Annotated in this window: 15 protein-coding genes; 6 read left to right on the top strand and 9 right to left on the bottom strand. The window is 33.9% G+C overall.

Annotation, left to right across the window (positions count from 1 at the left end):
* Window positions 1-13: 13 nt before the first annotated feature.
* From panD to radA, 4 genes are all read left to right on the top strand, one after another.
* Window positions 14-364 (top strand): aspartate 1-decarboxylase, encoded by a 351-nt coding sequence (gene panD / locus AWE51_RS16900; protein WP_066315698.1) that lies wholly within the window; start codon window positions 14-16, stop codon window positions 362-364.
* 5 nt (window positions 365-369) lie between these two features.
* A complete protein-coding gene (locus AWE51_RS16895) occupies window positions 370-1,335 on the top strand; it encodes a lysylphosphatidylglycerol synthase transmembrane domain-containing protein (RefSeq protein ID WP_066315696.1) in 966 nt (321 codons plus the stop codon).
* A 48-nt stretch (window positions 1,336-1,383) separates the two neighbouring features.
* Window positions 1,384-2,544: an alpha/beta hydrolase-fold protein gene (locus AWE51_RS16890; protein ID WP_066315694.1), complete on the top strand. Its 1,161-nt coding sequence runs from the start codon at window positions 1,384-1,386 to the stop codon at window positions 2,542-2,544.
* A 113-nt stretch (window positions 2,545-2,657) separates the two neighbouring features.
* Window positions 2,658-4,025 (top strand): DNA repair protein RadA, encoded by a 1,368-nt coding sequence (gene radA, locus AWE51_RS16885; protein WP_066315693.1) that lies wholly within the window; start codon window positions 2,658-2,660, stop codon window positions 4,023-4,025.
* 141 nt (window positions 4,026-4,166) lie between these two features.
* Here radA and AWE51_RS16880 read toward each other — a convergent pair whose 3' ends face one another.
* The 6 genes from AWE51_RS16880 to AWE51_RS16855 form a co-directional block, all read right to left on the bottom strand.
* Window positions 4,167-5,201, bottom strand: a complete 1,035-nt coding sequence (locus AWE51_RS16880; protein WP_066315691.1) for an aldo/keto reductase — start codon at window positions 5,199-5,201, stop codon at window positions 4,167-4,169.
* A gap of 311 nt (window positions 5,202-5,512) precedes the next feature.
* A complete protein-coding gene (locus AWE51_RS16875) occupies window positions 5,513-6,226 on the bottom strand; it encodes a DUF434 domain-containing protein (RefSeq protein ID WP_066315689.1) in 714 nt (237 codons plus the stop codon).
* A gap of 54 nt (window positions 6,227-6,280) precedes the next feature.
* Window positions 6,281-6,577: a phage repressor protein gene (locus AWE51_RS16870; RefSeq protein ID WP_198403842.1), complete on the bottom strand. Its 297-nt coding sequence runs from the start codon at window positions 6,575-6,577 to the stop codon at window positions 6,281-6,283.
* 223 nt (window positions 6,578-6,800) lie between these two features.
* The gene (locus tag AWE51_RS16865; RefSeq protein ID WP_066315686.1) at window positions 6,801-7,481 is read right to left on the bottom strand and encodes a TerB family tellurite resistance protein; all 681 of its coding nucleotides are present in this window, start codon (window positions 7,479-7,481) and stop codon (window positions 6,801-6,803) included.
* Window positions 7,482-7,708: 227 nt separating this feature from the next.
* A complete protein-coding gene (locus AWE51_RS16860; RefSeq protein WP_066315685.1) occupies window positions 7,709-8,602 on the bottom strand; it encodes a glycoside hydrolase family 16 protein in 894 nt (297 codons plus the stop codon).
* A 568-nt stretch (window positions 8,603-9,170) separates the two neighbouring features.
* Complete coding sequence (locus AWE51_RS16855) at window positions 9,171-9,686, bottom strand: hypothetical protein (protein WP_157766141.1); 516 nt, start codon at window positions 9,684-9,686, stop codon at window positions 9,171-9,173.
* A 303-nt stretch (window positions 9,687-9,989) separates the two neighbouring features.
* Between AWE51_RS16855 and AWE51_RS16850 the strand changes: the two genes are divergently transcribed.
* Entirely contained in the window at window positions 9,990-10,400 is a 411-nt protein-coding gene (locus AWE51_RS16850; RefSeq protein WP_066315683.1) for a hypothetical protein, read from the top strand.
* Between the two features lie 72 nt (window positions 10,401-10,472).
* Here AWE51_RS16850 and AWE51_RS16845 read toward each other — a convergent pair whose 3' ends face one another.
* Together AWE51_RS16845 and AWE51_RS16840 are read right to left on the bottom strand one after the other, a co-directional pair.
* A complete protein-coding gene (locus tag AWE51_RS16845; RefSeq protein ID WP_066315681.1) occupies window positions 10,473-11,432 on the bottom strand; it encodes an OmpA/MotB family protein in 960 nt (319 codons plus the stop codon).
* 48 nt (window positions 11,433-11,480) lie between these two features.
* Window positions 11,481-12,245 (bottom strand): exodeoxyribonuclease III, encoded by a 765-nt coding sequence (locus tag AWE51_RS16840; protein ID WP_066315672.1) that lies wholly within the window; start codon window positions 12,243-12,245, stop codon window positions 11,481-11,483.
* A gap of 202 nt (window positions 12,246-12,447) precedes the next feature.
* On the opposite strand from AWE51_RS16840, the gene AWE51_RS16835 reads away from it, so the two are divergent.
* On the top strand, window positions 12,448-12,816 hold the full coding sequence (locus tag AWE51_RS16835) for a hypothetical protein (protein WP_066315670.1): 369 nt from the start codon (window positions 12,448-12,450) through the stop codon (window positions 12,814-12,816).
* A gap of 15 nt (window positions 12,817-12,831) precedes the next feature.
* On the opposite strand, the gene AWE51_RS16830 is transcribed toward AWE51_RS16835, so the two are convergent.
* Complete coding sequence (locus tag AWE51_RS16830) at window positions 12,832-15,852, bottom strand: GEVED domain-containing protein (RefSeq protein WP_066315668.1); 3,021 nt, start codon at window positions 15,850-15,852, stop codon at window positions 12,832-12,834.
* Between the last annotated feature and the right edge of the window lie 79 nt (window positions 15,853-15,931).

Genomic DNA, 15,931 nt, shown 5'->3' with positions numbered 1-15,931 from the left:
CTAACTTTGTAACATGTTTGTACACGTAGTAAAATCAAAAATTCATCGCGTTAAAGTTACTGGTGCCGATCTAAATTATATAGGTAGTATCACTATTGATGAAGACCTAATGGATGCCGCCAATATCATCGAAGGAGAAAAAGTGCAGATCGTCAACAACAATAATGGAGAACGACTAGAAACGTATGCGATACCAGGACCTAGAAATAGTGGTGAAATCACGTTAAATGGAGCTGCGGCTAGAAAAGTAGCAAAAGGTGACGTATTGATATTAATCACATATGCTATGATGGATATCGAAAAAGCCAAGGATTTTAAACCTAAACTTCTTTTCCCTAATGAGGAAAATAATTTACTAACGTAAGTAACGTGAATCCTAAACTTGTAAAACTAATTAAAATAGTGCTCCCACTTATTCTGGGAGTTTTTTTAATTTGGTATTCTATACATTCTGCTACTCCCGAGGAGCGACAAAAAACATTAGAGTACATACTGCAAGCTGATCCTAAATGGATTATACTATCACTTACTATGGGGATTCTTTCTCATCTTTCCAGAGCTTATCGTTGGAAATTTTTACTAGAACCTTTAGGATATTCTATTAAAGTATCTAATAGTTTTATGGCATTAATGATAGGCTATTTAGCTAATCTCGGAATACCGAGATCTGGAGAAATTCTTCGTGGTGGTACAATCTCGACTTATGAAGGCATTCCTTTTAAAAAAGCATTTGGCACCATTATATCAGAAAGAGTAATTGATTTACTTATGCTATTACTTATTATAGGCATAACTCTTCTTTTTCAATCTGAATATTTATTAACGTATTTACAAGAAAAAATTGCAAGCCCATTTATATATCTGGCAGTACTAGGCGGTCTATTATTTGCAGGTATTATTTTCTTAAGAATTATAAAAACCTCAAAAAATTCATTTCTCGCTAAGCTTCGTGATTTTGGCAATGGTATTTTAGAAGGTGTAAAAACAATCACCAATATAAAACAAAAAGGAGCTTTTATTTTTCATACTGCTTTAATTTGGATTTTATATGTCGCAATGTTTTATGTGATCAAATTCACCATTCCTGAAACAGCTTCACTATCACTAGGACCTATACTTGCTACATTCGTAGCAGGATCATTTGCTATGACTTTTACTAATGGAGGTATAGGAGCATTTCCTGTTGCAATTGCCGCTATTTTACTATTATTCGACATAGACAAGCCATCTGGAGAGGCTTTCGGATGGATATTATGGGGATCACAAACCGCAATAAATATAATTATTGGTGCGTTATCCTTTTTGTTTCTGCCCATTATTAACCGAGAGAGATAACAAAATTATTTATATATTGTCCCTTGCTTAACCTTAATTCTATTACTTATGAAAAAAAGTATAACTCTTATTATTGCTTGTATAATAACCGTTTCTGGTTATAGTCAGGCTATCTACGAGTCTTTTAGATCAATAAAACTAGATCAAAGTCGAGAACTAAAAATCCAGTTGCCTCGTAATTATAAAAAAAATGTAAAGAAAACATATCCGTTGATCATTGTATTAGATGCTGACTACCTATTTGAACCTGTTGCAGGTAATGTAGACTATTTTTCCTACTGGGAAGATATGCCAGAATCTATTGTAGTTGGGGTAAATCAGAAAAAAACAAGAGAAAATGATTGTGAGTATGATACGGCAGAATTCTTACCTACTCTTAAAGGTTCAGAATTTTATGAGTTTATAGGGCAAGAATTAGTACCCTACCTAAATCAAACCTATCGTACTGCTCAATTAAAGATCATTGTTGGTCATGATTATACGGCAAATTTTTTGAATTACTTTTTATTTAAAGACAACCCTATATTTCAAGGATACGTTTGTTTAAGTCCAGAGCTAGCTCCGCCAATGGCAGAGCGAATCTCTAGCAAAATAGCTTCTGGTTCTGATATTTGGTACTATCTTGCCACTGCTACAAATGATGCTGAAGGGATTAAAAAAAGCGTTTTAGCATTAGACGAGAAAATGCAAACTGTAGAAAATCTGGAAACTCATTACTTCTTTGATAATTTTGAAGAATCTTCTCATTACACCCTAGTTGGTAGAGGCATTCCTAGAGCACTAGAGGCAATGTTCGAAATGTATCGTCCAATAAGCAAAAAGACTTACAAAGAAGTATTACTTCCTCTAGAAACTTCTGTATACGACTATCTGGTAGATATGTATAGAACAACAGAGCAACTATACGGTATTAAGAGAGAAATACGAGTAAATGATTTTATAGCAGTATCTACAGCTATAGAGAAAAAAGCTAGAGACGAAGACGAAAGATGGAAAGAACTTGAACCTCTAGGGAAATTGGCAATAAAAGAACATCCAGACACTATGCTTGGGCATTATTATCTAGGCATATTTTACGAGCAGACTGGCGAACCTAAAAAGGCAATGAGAGCTTATGAAAATGGTTTCCAATTATCAGAGGTAGCTTTCTTAACAAAGGACTATATGCTAGATAAGGTTAATAAAATTAAAGAAGATTTTGGCTGGTAAATCACCAAAAATCATAAATAGAAAAAAAGGTCCTTTGTAAGGATCTTTTTTTGTGAACACTACTTTAGGTTTAAAGTCAAATAATAGTATTTTTACATCTCATCTTATTTTTTATGGCCAAAACCAAAACTGTTTTTTTCTGTCAAAACTGTGGAGCTCAATATGCTAAATGGCAAGGGCAATGTACATCTTGCAAAGAGTGGAATACAATTGCCGAAGAAGTAGTTCAAAAAGCAGAAAAAAACGATTGGAAAAACGCAACTTCTGCTTCAAAAATCAATAAAACTGCTACCCCTCTTCGTATTTCTGAAATTGACACTAGTCAGGAAGCAAGGTACAATACTGATGATGCAGAGTTGAATCGTGTTCTCGGTGGAGGATTAGTGCCTGGTTCATTAACTTTATTAGGTGGTGAACCCGGTATCGGAAAAAGCACTCTTTTACTGCAAATAAGTTTAAAATTACCGTATAAGACACTTTATGTTTCTGGTGAGGAAAGTCAAAAACAAATCAAGATGCGTGCAGAACGTATTGATTCTAAAACAGACAACTGCTTTATCCTTACCGAAACTAAAACACAAAATATTTTTAAGCAAATTGAGGCTACTACTCCTGATATTGTTATTATTGATTCTATACAAACCCTACATAGTGACTATATAGAAAGTAGTGCAGGAAGCATTTCACAAATCAGAGAATGCACCACAGAGCTCATCAAATTTGCTAAAGAAACCGCAACACCTGTTATTCTAATTGGGCATATTACAAAAGATGGAAACATAGCAGGACCAAAGATTCTGGAACATATGGTGGATACTGTTCTTCAATTCGAAGGAGATCGCAATCATGTTTACCGAATTTTAAGAGCTTTAAAAAATCGTTTTGGATCTACATCTGAGTTGGGTATCTATGAAATGCAGGGCAGTGGATTACGAGAAGTTAGCAATCCTAGCGAGATTTTAATTTCTAAAAAAGATGAAGAATTAAGTGGTACGGCTATCGCATCTACCTTAGAAGGCATGCGACCTTTAATGATCGAAATCCAAGCCCTTGTGAGTACGGCTGTATATGGAACACCTCAACGTAGTGCAACAGGGTATAATCTAAAACGTCTTAATATGATTCTAGCTGTTTTAGAAAAACGAGCAGGCTTTAGACTTGGTGCCAAAGATGTTTTTTTAAATATTACGGGAGGTATCTCTGTAGATGATCCCGCTATAGACCTTGCGGTAGTTGCCGCCATATTATCCTCTAGTGAAGACATCCCTATCCAGAAAGACCATTGTTTTGCTGCAGAAGTAGGCCTTGCCGGAGAAATACGCCCTGTAACCAAAGTAGAACAACGTATACAAGAGGCCGAAAAACTAGGATTTTCAACCATTTTTGTCTCTAAATACAATAAAATTTCTTTACAAAACACCCAGATTCAAATTCAGTTAGTTGCTAAAATTGAAGATGTTGTAGAACATTTGTTTGGGTGATAAAATATAAATCCTTTTCCTTTTTAATATATACGCGTTCGCTAACTAGTTTAAAAAAGCCATTCTAGAAACAAGAATGGCTATATATATCTAATTTATGCTTAAAAAATACCTTAAAAACGTAATTCAATAAATAAACTATCAAGGTGCTGGATTAGGAAACGTTTCATGCACAGCTTCAATCTCCTTCAAAATCTCATCAGACAGGATCACATCAATACTACCTATATTTTCTTTAAGCTGAGCCATGCTAGTTGCCCCAATAATATTACTGGTTACAAAAGATTGATCTGTAACAAACGCTAATGCCATTTGCGTTAAACTAATACCGTATTTTTTGGCAATCTCGTTATATTGTCTTGTGGCCTTAAAACTATTCTCACCCATATAACGATTATAGTTTGGAAACAAATCTAATCTTGAATCTTTAGGTGTTTCTTCTAGATATTTACCTGTTAACATCCCGAAACCTAAAGGTGAATAAGCCAAGTGCCCTACATTTTCACGATGCAACACCTCTGTTAACCCTATTTCGTCTTTTCTGTTTAATAAATTATAAGGGTTCTGAACAGTACTTATTTTTGGCATCCCTTTTCTAGCTTCTTCTACAAAACGCATTACTCCATAAGGAGCTTCATTAGAAATCCCTATTTGCCTGATCTTTCCTTCTTTTATTAGCTCTTGTAACGAAATTAATATCTCGTTAAAATTATCTTCCCATTGTTCATTTTCATTATGCGTATATCCTCTTTTACCAAAGAAATTAGTATTACGCTCTGGCCAATGTAACTGATAAAGGTCAATATAATCTGTTTGAAGACGCGCTAAATTTTTATGTATAGCATCATGTAATGCTGCTTTAGAAAAGCCCATATTTTCTCGAATATAACTAAAAGTTGGACTTGGGCCTGTGATTTTTGAAGCCAAAATTACCTTATCTCTATTCTTGTTTTTAGCAAACCATGATCCTATAATACGTTCGGTACTACCTTGCGTTTCTTTTCTTCCTGGCACAGAATACATCTCTGCAGTATCAATAAAGTTTATGCCTTGATCGATTGCATAATCTAATTGCTCATGTCCTTCGGCCTCAGTATTTTGTTGCCCCCAGGTCATACTTCCTAGACATATCTTACTAACTTGTATATCTGTGTTTGGTAATGTAGTGTATCTCATTATTTGATAATCTTCTTTTACATAGCATTAAAGCTTGTAAAAATAGAAAGTATTGCTTTAAACTATTGTAAAAATTTTCACAATAATTATACTACTTCACTATACCTTCTGAATCATCAAAAAAAAGCGGATGTGACTACCCCATTATCACATCCGCTTTAACAACTAACCAACCAAAAAAATACTATTCATCATGTTCGTTTGTCAAATATTTAAGTTGGAATAGTATAAATGTATAATGAAATTGCCTGTTATGAAATCAAGAATGAGGGAACAGATCTTTTGAATGAGGGAAGTCTTACTATGAGGTATTATTCTGCAAAAATCGTATTTATATCGTTTAAACAACCTTCTATCAAATATTTTCCAAGGTTAAAGTTCTTTTGAGCTCTGTCAAGAATCCAAGCATCAGAACTTACCACAACATGATCCGATGTGGCTAATACCTTATCGGGGTTATTATCCAAATATATATCCCAAGAAAAATTATTTTGCTCTGCTAATTCACGAAGTATTGTTTTCAATTTTCCGCTATTTGAAACCGGAGCATCAAAATACCAATGCACTGATGCAACTTGTAATCTATTTAAAGTTTGCCCTATCAACAAAACAGCTTCTTCTGTTTTCTTTACACGTTTGTATGTTCCATGCACTCCAGATAAATCGCGATAGTACCCATCTAAACCTTTAAACACATATGCTCCAGACAAAGCACTCTCTAATAAGATTAGTATATTAAATCCATCGATGATAAGGGTTTTGTCTTTTAACTGTTCAGGAGATAGAGAATGATCAGTACGCCATATGATTTGTTGGGTACCAGCACTCATCCCATGTATTGCTTTTTGTTGTCGAGCATTAAGTTTATATCGATTACCTACTAATTGTACTGTTGATTTTTCTGCAAAACCTCGAGAGAGCAAATAATATATATCTTTTAAAGACTCTTTTAATTTTTCTTGTATAATGAGATCTCCAAATAAACGATCATCGCTTGCTTCTTTGCCTCTATTTCGTGTAGTCATGCTAATTTTATGATAGGTAGTAAAACAAAAAAAGCGCTTATAGCGCTACTTCATCTATGATATTGGCAATATCTCTATTACTTTACCATATACATTTTTTGTCCACCCATTAAGGCGTCCTTGGTTATTACCAATTAGTAATCCTCGTTTTGCATTTTTTCCTTTGACTAAATGCGTAAAACAATTCCCTCTTACTTTACAAAAAACAATATCTCCTGCTTCACAATCTTGCCAATCAACTGGTTCGAGCAGTACAGGTTGTTTTGATTTCAAAATGGGTAACATAGAATTACCTGGTTCTTTGGAGACAATTGTCTCACCATTCAATAGTTTTTGAATTTTCCAATTCATCATACATAGTTTTAAAAATTAAACATAAATTCAAAAACTATGGAGTATGGTATTTCAAGAACTATTAGTAATACCAATGCGAAGATACCTATTTTTTTAGAATATAAATAAAAGAGGATGTCTAAAAAGATTATTTTTTCGGTCATTTCGAGCGTAGTCGAAAAATATATATCTTGATTTTCAATACATTTTCGACTCCACTCAATGTGACAGATTATAACTATTAATTCATTTGTTCTTTTTTAAGGGTAGTCATATCCTTTTGTTTCAGTTTATCAATCAATGTTTGATACATTTCTTTAGGGAGTCCACAAGCGATAAGGTACTCTTTCATAAGATTTTCTTCTTCTTTCTCTATTGTACCATCTGCTAATAAAACAACTGCAGCTTGCGCAAGGATATTAATTAAAGCTTCTGATGATAATTCATTTCTAGCCGAATTTAAAAAATCAAATACCTGATTATTCATATTTGCATTTACTTTTACATTTTCATGAATGGCCAGAAGCTCTTCTTTCATCTCTTGAAAACCTTCTATAGCATCCTTAATCTCTCTTTCTTCTTCAGGGGCAAAATCCTCATCGATAATAGCCATATGCGTCATTGCAGCAATAAGTGCTTTGGCATATATTGATGTTGCTCTTTTTTGATTTTCATTAATTTCTTCCTTAGACCGCTGTAAAATTGTTTTGATACTTTCATTATAGGCACTTTTACAACTATCGCATTCATAAAACCGATCTACTGTATCAAGTGGGATTACCGGAATAAAAAATAAGGTAAACCATCGTCGATATAACTTATTGACAAGACTACCATTATTACAATTTGGACATGAATTTGATAAAACAGGACTATCACTAACCGTGTGTTTTAGTCCTCGTGTTCCGAAGATAATAAACATAAAATATAGGTTTTTAAAATAATTTAGGGTTCTTTAAAGATACTATAATATCTTAAAATACCTAATTATCAGCCTATTATCTAAAATGACTTATGTTTGTCTTATCTTATATCTATATATCAAATATCCGAGAATGCACAAAATACCAATTCCAAAAACCCAATACCATGAGGTAATGTTATTAAAATGCATTGCACGAGCATCATATATTAATTAATATATCAAGTCTATAGGCTTCTCTTATCTACATGCACATAATCTACATACATATAAGTCCTAGAGAATAAATTAATTCTAGAGTTGTCAAAAATACCGGTATCCGAACCTACATTAAGGTTAAAAATAACATTATGTGGCCCAAAATTCTGTAGTCTAAGGTCACTATCAATACCATTATAATAATTTGCCACTTTATTTCCATCTACAAGAATATCTAAATAGACATTACCATTTATATTCGTCCAATACAGATCATAGGTATGCCACCCTTCACTATTTGGATATCTTCTTTCTGCATTTGTTTCTAACAAATTTTGCCCTGTACTGGTGCCGTAAAACAGGTTACTTGCAAAATGGCTTGAGTTTCCAAAAGAGTACCCTTCCATAATATCAATTTCACCCCCAGTAGGCCAATTTTGTTCTTTTACGGTCCAAAAAGCAGGCCATGCCCCATAAGTTTGTGCAAAACCTTTATAATTAGATCCTTGTTTAGCAATTAACTTAATTGATGCAGAAACACGATACTGCTCATTACGATTTGGCTTGAAGGAAAATCTAGATTTTACATGCCCCGATCTATATCTATTACTATACCTATATGCCGATAATTCTAGACAGGATCTATTATCAAAGTTTGTAACTCTAGGGTTTCCTGAAACATATTCGCAGTTGTTCGAATTATAATCCCTTCTATTTGTTCTTTCCCATTTACTTGTACTTACTGTATTGTCAAAATTGTCGGTGAACTGTCTTGTCCAAGGCCCTGCCTTTTGTGCAATTTCATCTGAAACGGCAATATCTCCTAAATTTTCTTCAACAGTGTTTTGAGACGTTTCGTTCTCACAAGCAAATATGAATGTGATTAATAATAACAACGAAATCGTTTTAGTGATGGTTTTCATTTCTTAAGTATTTAATTTTCAAGGATAAAACTAACCATTAAAAATAACGATAACTTAATGATTTAACCACATGATTGTCGTTTTCTCAAATTGTAAAGATTATTTTAAGAATATTCGTATTTATTATTTCTTTATGTTAAGAATACACCTTCAAGTATTTTGTGGTTTTATCTTAAATATGTGATTGTTGTCATATTTTATATAGTCAAAGGTTCTAAAAATGTTACTGTTTCTTCAAACCAATACCTTAGATTCATTTTGAAGTTTGTTTTATTGATTCAACCTCTTTTAATTTCATTGAAAACCAGGTTTTTTTGCTAAAATCTTTCCAAAGCTTCAAGATTAGTTAAAAATGAAACAATATCCTGATCAAACAGCCTAAAGTTATACCTTTCGACAGCACTTTAACAAGCTCGTACTGAACTGTGTCTAATTATTCAATGTGACAATGAGTCAGAATCAAAGGTTATTTCGGTTTCAGAATAGGTTGTGTTTTTCGCTGATATATTGATAAAACAACACCTATGACTCGAATTTACTGGAATATGGAAACAGTGTATGCTACAACTTATTCACTTTTATTCGCTTTTTTGGCGATACCGCACTTTCTACGGACTGTTCTTTCGGCAAGGGCTGCGGCATTTCTAGCCTGATCTTCGGTACCTCCGCCATTAACAATCCCATCATATACTGTTTTGTTTTCTAGAAGACCACGTAGGATACACATAAACCCCGGGCTATCCTTACCCTTGTAAGGACGCTTTTTGTTTGGTTTTACAATCAACTCCCTGAACAAGCGATCTTTTAATACTCTATCTTTTTGGACTTCTACTACGAATGCATTTAGGACATTTTGATCTTCTGGATACATCTCATTTACCTTATCCATAGCATTGGCATACTCATCATTGGTGAAACTAAAATAGTTATAAATGTCAAAGTAGTTGTTATCTCCTTGTTCATCCTCTGGCACTTCTTCTTCACTTTGTGTTTCTTCTTCATACTGGTACTCTTCTTCACTTTCCTGACTCACTCCTTTGAACATGGATATTATTACTATTACAAAAATGGATAGCCTCTTCATTTATTTTATAGTTTTAAATTAAGTTGGGGTATTATAAACGTCTGGTAATGTCCTTTTGTTACCTGTATTCCTTATTTTTATGCTTTAGTATAAAAATAGTATACTTTTTCACTATATACATAATTAAGGATATTATTTTTGTTTATTAAATTCGTGGCACACTTTTTGGTTTTTATCAAATAAATTGAGTATTTTGACTCAATCTTTAAGGTTATTTTAACAATAAAAAAAGTTTTATGACGTTTAGATAACCGGTGTAATTAACCTATAAACTTATAATACATTATTAAACACCCAAACATTATGAAAAAATTATTTCTACTTCTATTTGTGCTAGGCGCAAGTGTAACTGTTCAGGCTCAGGCAACAGACAATTCTTTTCAGGATTGGTCAGTTAGCAATGCTGAATTTATCGAATTGTATGAACTTGCTACTGAAATAGGTAAGGAAACGGATAAAGTAGTTGCCAATGATAACGTAATTTCAATTGTAAGAAATAGCGGTACCACTTCTTTTCAAAGGGCGTTAGACAAATCAGTTACTGTAGAGTTTTATAATTTTTATTTATTGACTTCTCAGGGTCAAAAAATTAATCTAAATAAAGGACAAACTGAAAAAGTTCTTGGAAAATTTGATGTTGTTTTGAAAAAAGTTAAACAAAGTCTTACTGCTGACAATACAAAAGCTATTGATTCTATACTAGAAGACTTATAGAAGAACTCACAATATCTTAAATAAAAAAAGCGACCAACTTGGTCGCTTTTTTTATGCCTAAACTTCTCATCTTTAGATATCATTTAACAGCTTAGAAATTTCATCTAGTTTTGGCGTTAAAATCACCTCGATACGTCGGTTTTTACTTTTTCCTTCGTTAGTTTCGTTAGAGGCAACAGGTGCAAACTCACCTCTACCCGCGGCAGTCAGGTTCTGTGCATCAATCTTTTTATTCTCTAACAAGATATTTACTATCGCCGTTGCTCTTTTGGTTGATAAATCCCAGTTACCAGATAACTGTGCATTACCTGTATACGGATCATCGTCTGTATGCCCTTCTATTAAAACCGCAATATCTGTATTTTGGGCAAGTACACTACCCAATTGTTTTACGGCCTTTTTTCCTTGCGTACCTACCGCCCAACTACCCGACTCAAATAAAAGTTTATTTTCCATAGAAATATACACTTTCCCGTTGCGCTCTTCTACCGTAAGTCCTTTTCCTTCAAAATTACGAAGCGCCTTGGATATGGCAGATTTTAATGCTTGCATTTTAGCATCTTTGGCAGCAATTAGTCCTTCTAACTCATTAACACGCTTAGACCGTGCCTCTAAATCGCTTTGTAGTTTATCTAAACGACTGCGTTCTTGTGCCAAGGTTCGTTCTTTTTCTTCTAACTTACTTAGTAATTCTCTATTCTTTTTGCTATTAGCAGCAATCGCAGCAGAGCTATTTTTTTCTAAGGCATCATAAGAGTCTTTTATATTATTATAATTGGCTTGCGCAGCATTATACTTTCCTTCAAAATCATCTCTTTCGGCTTTGAGTTTTTGATATTCTGACTCTAGCTGCTCTAATGCCTTTTTATCTGCATCACTAACTTTTTGTAACGCAACTAATTTATCTTGCGTCTTTCTATTTTTTCGTTTTAGACTGGCATATTTACCTTCTAAGTCTTTGTATACTTTTGATGAAACACATGAGGTCATTAACAAACCTGATAGTGTTATCAATACTATTTTTTTAATCATTACTATATGTATAAGGGGGTTAACATTTTATGAACGTATCTTGACTTTTTATAATTCTAGTTCAACCACAATAGGGCAGTGGTCACTATGTTTAGCATCTGATAAGATAACGGCTCTTTTTAGTTTATCTTTTAAAGGTTCAGCTACCATTCCGTAATCCAAACGCCATCCTTTATTATTAGCTCTTGCATTTGCTCTATAGCTCCACCAAGAATAATTATGAGGTTCTGTATTAAAATGCCTAAAAGAATCTATAAAACCACTTTCTATAAAATTACCAATCCACTCACGTTCCACTGGCAAAAATCCAGATACATTTTTATTGCGTACCGGATCATGAATATCTATGGCTTCATGACATATATTATAATCTCCTAATATTACTAAATTAGGGCGTTCCTTTTTAAGGTCATTAATATATGTTTGAAGGTCTGCCATATATTTAAGTTTAAATTCTAAACGATCTAAATTAGTACCGCTTGGCAGATACATGCTCATTATAGAAACACCATTAAAATCAGCTCTTAAATTACGTCCTTCAAAATCCATATAATCAATACCAGTGCCGTACTCTATATGATCAGGCTCTGTCTTAGAAAGAATAGCAACACCACTATATCCTTTTTTTTGTGCGCTATACCAATAATTATAAGAATACCCAGCCTCTACAAAAACCTCAAGATCTAATTGTTCTTTATTGGCTTTAATTTCCTGCAAACAAATCACATCAGGATCTGCTTGTTGTAACCATTCTAAAAAGCCTTTATTGATTGCAGCTCTAATTCCGTTAACATTGTATGAGATGATTTTCATTGACTGTGGATTTAAAAATTTTAGTAAAAATAAAACTTACCAGTATTTTATTCTAGGTCTCTTCTTGACTTTTTGTAGTTTAAATACACTATAAATACATTTATGTTGCATTTACAGTCCTTTTCGTAGCTTCTAAAGCTTTTAATTTCTGAAGTTTTCTAATAAATTTTTCTGATCTTTATATTCAAAACAACCTCAACACATGAAAAATATGCTTAAAATAACCTGTTTTCTAATATTATTGAGTGCATACAATTGCGTTCCTGCAAAAGGTGCGAATTCAAAAGACACATCGAACGCACAGACCGAGGCACAACAAACTACTGATAAGCAAATGAAAGATAAAGGATTTAGCAAAGGAACTATTGCCACAAGTAAATCTTCTGGTTGCCCATACATTCTTAATGTTGAAGAGTTCAAGGATAATCTTGACCCTATTAATCTGGAAGAGTTCTTTAAAGATCAAATGCCAACTAAAGTATGGGTAAAATACGGTAGTCTAAGAAGGCCCAGCAGATGTAATGACGCCAGACCTGTATCTATCATAGAAATTAGTAAACGCACAGAATGAGTGCATAGAACTTTCTTATCTAACGAAAAAACCTTGCGCGTCTGATTTATTATCGCCTAATCTGGCAAAATAAACTCCTGATCTAGCAAAAGACATATCTAATTCGTAGGTAAATGTATTTCTACCATCTTTTTTTAATAAGTTAGAAGCTACTACACCACCTAAGATGTTAAATATGTAAATTCTCAATTCTGCAGGTGCATTTGCTTCTATTTTAGTGATCACGAACTGATTTTCAGGCTGACTTATAACTAGTAGCTCGGTATCAGGCACAGGAGCAATTACCTCTTCACTGATAACCACTGTATAGTCATGTGTTGTACCAAACTCCATAGAACCGCAAGGGTCATTTAATGGAGCTCCAGAATTAGTATTTGTGTCTCCGCCTCTTATTCTTAACAAATGACTTCCTAAAGCAGCATCTGGAGGTAATGAAAGTGTAAAGTCCTGATCTGTATCGCTTACAGAAATTATTCGATTATCTAGCAACAATTCTGTTTCCTCAAATATACTATTATCATTAAAATCAATCCACAAAGAAAAACGTTCTGCTCCACTATCATTAGCAAATCCTGATTGAACAGTTACTGTGTATTCTGACACTGATTTACTTAAATTTATTTCAAAATCACTAGTAAAATCAACATATCCACTACTGCTACATCCTATCGGAGTATTTGAAACGTTTGCTAATTCAAAAGAAATAATCCCATCTCTAAAACGAGAACAATTAGCCGTGGGTCTGCAAAATTCATAAATTATGGTTCTTGTTACTGCATCATTAGAATCATCCTGATCCCCTGCTAAAGCTGTTCCTATTTGAAAACTATATTCTCCAAATGTTTGCAAATCGGCCGTGGTTGTAAATGTATAGCTTACAGATTCACGAGGGGCTAAAGTCCCTGTAAAAACTTCATTGACCGGTGTGCCTCCATTAATAGTATAAGAAACCGGGATATTGGATTGTTCTGTTCCTCCAAAATTAAAAATGGTAATCGTAATTTCTTCTTCTGAGGTAAGCTGATCTCCTACTTGTGGCGAAACCAAATCTATTACACCAGTATCACTAGAAAATAGATTTTTCACACTTTGCATTGCACAATCATTTTCTGGAAAAGTATCTCCGGTTAAATTTGTTTCTGCTGTGATTGTATATTCTCTATCTGCCGTTAAATCTGCTGCGGTTGCAAAAGAAAAAGAAGCGGTTTCACCTGCATTAAGAGGCCCTGCAAACATTTCGATAACCGCTGCGCCTCCATTAATAGAGTAACTAACTGGGATATCAGACTGTGCAGTAGCTCCAAAGTTTTTTAATGTTACTGTTATGATTTCTGCATTTGTCAAAATAGCATCTATTGGTTGGTCAACTTTTGTAATACCTACATCATTAGTTGGATCATCCCCAATCTTAAATACACCAACTATATTTCTTGCATTATCTCCTGTATCCTCAAAATATTCTGCTATATGCCAAAATGTTCTATCATCTGCAGGATCCACAGTAAGTTGAGCATAATCTCCGTAGCGATTTCTTTGTGTAATATTAATAGCACTTCCTGTAGCGATAGTTTGCTCTGCAAAAGTCATTGTCCCTAATGGATCTGTAGCCAATCTACCCGTATAACGTATTGACCCAAAACTATCTGCTGTCGCACCATTATCTGTAGTTCCCATTGTGGTATATCCCATTCCGATATTACCGAAAACATCCATCGCCATACTCGCACACCATGCACTTTTACCATCGGGAGAAGTATACGTTCCTTCTTGATATACAGTCCATGGCTGACCATCTGCAGCTTGCCTTAATTCATACCATCGTATTCCTGCAATATTATCGAGGTCTCCACCCGCAGTATCTGTTCTATCATCTATATCAACTGCAAAATTTAAAACAACCGCATTATAATCACAAAACCTTCTGTAATTAGAAGCGTACATTACTGCACCTTGTAGAACATCTATATCCTGACCCTCTGTTCCAGGTTGCGGGATATTACCAAAAGATCCACCATCAAAAGTATTATCAAACGAATTAATAGCACCAGAGCCTACTGTAAATTCTTCTGATTCTGTAATCGTTGATGCTTCTAGATTAAACCAATCCACATTAATTGTCCAAAGTTTTAATGCATCTTCACTTACACCTTCCCATCCATCATCTTGAAAATAAACAATTCTAGCATCTCCTTCTGGGGGTAATGTATTTCCTATTGCATTAAAGCCTGCCGGACTATAAAACCCTCCTATTCTTGCTCCTGGTAAAGGAAACCCTACCATTTTCACGTCTTCTTTACCTTGCAGCATTCTAGTACGATCAATTACATATACAACTTCACTTGTCGCTTGTGATCCCTGATCTTTATTGGCTGTTATATAATATCCATCTGACCATATAGAGAATTTTGTATAATCAGGAAAACTTCCTGTATCAAAACGGTATGTATACCATCCATCATTTACAGGATCCGGCCCTTTACCTACTGCTACTAAAAAACCATTGGGTGTATCTGAAAATTGTGTTATTACAAATCGATCTGCAAAACTATCATAAAAGACTATAGGATCGCCTAAGCTTTCGCCTGGAAAAATATTTTCTAATGAAGAAGAAGCTACAAGCTCGACTCCCGCTCTATCATGTATTGCAAATGCTGAATTTTTAGCACTAACATAGTGATTTGGTCCAATTGCTCCTGTTGGATCTGTAGGTGCAGAAGCACTAGCATTAGCCTCAAAAGTTAAAGAAGGTGCTTTGTTTGCTCTTACAATAACCGAGTTCTTTTGTTGTGTTAAAAGTGGATCTTTTCCAAAGGGAAGTCCTTTTCCTGGTACTACTTTATTAGCATCTATTCTTCTAGGATTGATATTTCCTTTTCTTGGTTTTTCTGGTACTAATGTTTTACCTACTAAGGGTCCTACTTCTCTCATATATGTAGAAGAGCTAGTCATACTAGCATTCATCACCTCTTTTTCTTGAGAAATTCCTGTAATAACAGAAAAAAGGAAAACAATAACTACAATCTTTTTCAATAGCATATATAACAATTTATATTTGGGAAAACTCCTATTTTTAAGGCTAAAATACAATTAAACTTCAAAACGCAACTGTATATCA

The sequence above is a fragment of the Aquimarina aggregata genome (genome assembly GCF_001632745.1).
Classification (GTDB): domain Bacteria; phylum Bacteroidota; class Bacteroidia; order Flavobacteriales; family Flavobacteriaceae; genus Aquimarina; species Aquimarina aggregata.
Note: the sequence above shows the minus strand (reverse complement) of the source record. Positions and strands in the feature narration are given on the sequence as shown.

Coding starts and splice junctions, on each gene's coding strand:
- radA (WP_066315693.1), top strand. CDS start 2,658: ATGGCCAAAACCAAAACTGTTTTTTTCTGTCAAAACTGTGGAGCTCAA.
- AWE51_RS16850 (WP_066315683.1), top strand. CDS start 9,990: ATGAAAAAATTATTTCTACTTCTATTTGTGCTAGGCGCAAGTGTAACT.
- AWE51_RS16860 (WP_066315685.1), bottom strand. CDS start 8,602: ATGAAAACCATCACTAAAACGATTTCGTTGTTATTATTAATCACATTC.
- AWE51_RS16830 (WP_066315668.1), bottom strand. CDS start 15,852: ATGCTATTGAAAAAGATTGTAGTTATTGTTTTCCTTTTTTCTGTTATT.
- AWE51_RS16865 (WP_066315686.1), bottom strand. CDS start 7,481: ATGTTTATTATCTTCGGAACACGAGGACTAAAACACACGGTTAGTGAT.
- AWE51_RS16845 (WP_066315681.1), bottom strand. CDS start 11,432: ATGATTAAAAAAATAGTATTGATAACACTATCAGGTTTGTTAATGACC.
- AWE51_RS16890 (WP_066315694.1), top strand. CDS start 1,384: ATGAAAAAAAGTATAACTCTTATTATTGCTTGTATAATAACCGTTTCT.
- panD (WP_066315698.1), top strand. CDS start 14: ATGTTTGTACACGTAGTAAAATCAAAAATTCATCGCGTTAAAGTTACT.
- AWE51_RS16880 (WP_066315691.1), bottom strand. CDS start 5,201: ATGAGATACACTACATTACCAAACACAGATATACAAGTTAGTAAGATA.
- AWE51_RS16870 (WP_198403842.1), bottom strand. CDS start 6,577: ATGAATTGGAAAATTCAAAAACTATTGAATGGTGAGACAATTGTCTCC.
- AWE51_RS16875 (WP_066315689.1), bottom strand. CDS start 6,226: ATGACTACACGAAATAGAGGCAAAGAAGCAAGCGATGATCGTTTATTT.
- AWE51_RS16835 (WP_066315670.1), top strand. CDS start 12,448: ATGAAAAATATGCTTAAAATAACCTGTTTTCTAATATTATTGAGTGCA.
- AWE51_RS16840 (WP_066315672.1), bottom strand. CDS start 12,245: ATGAAAATCATCTCATACAATGTTAACGGAATTAGAGCTGCAATCAAT.
- AWE51_RS16855 (WP_157766141.1), bottom strand. CDS start 9,686: ATGAAGAGGCTATCCATTTTTGTAATAGTAATAATATCCATGTTCAAA.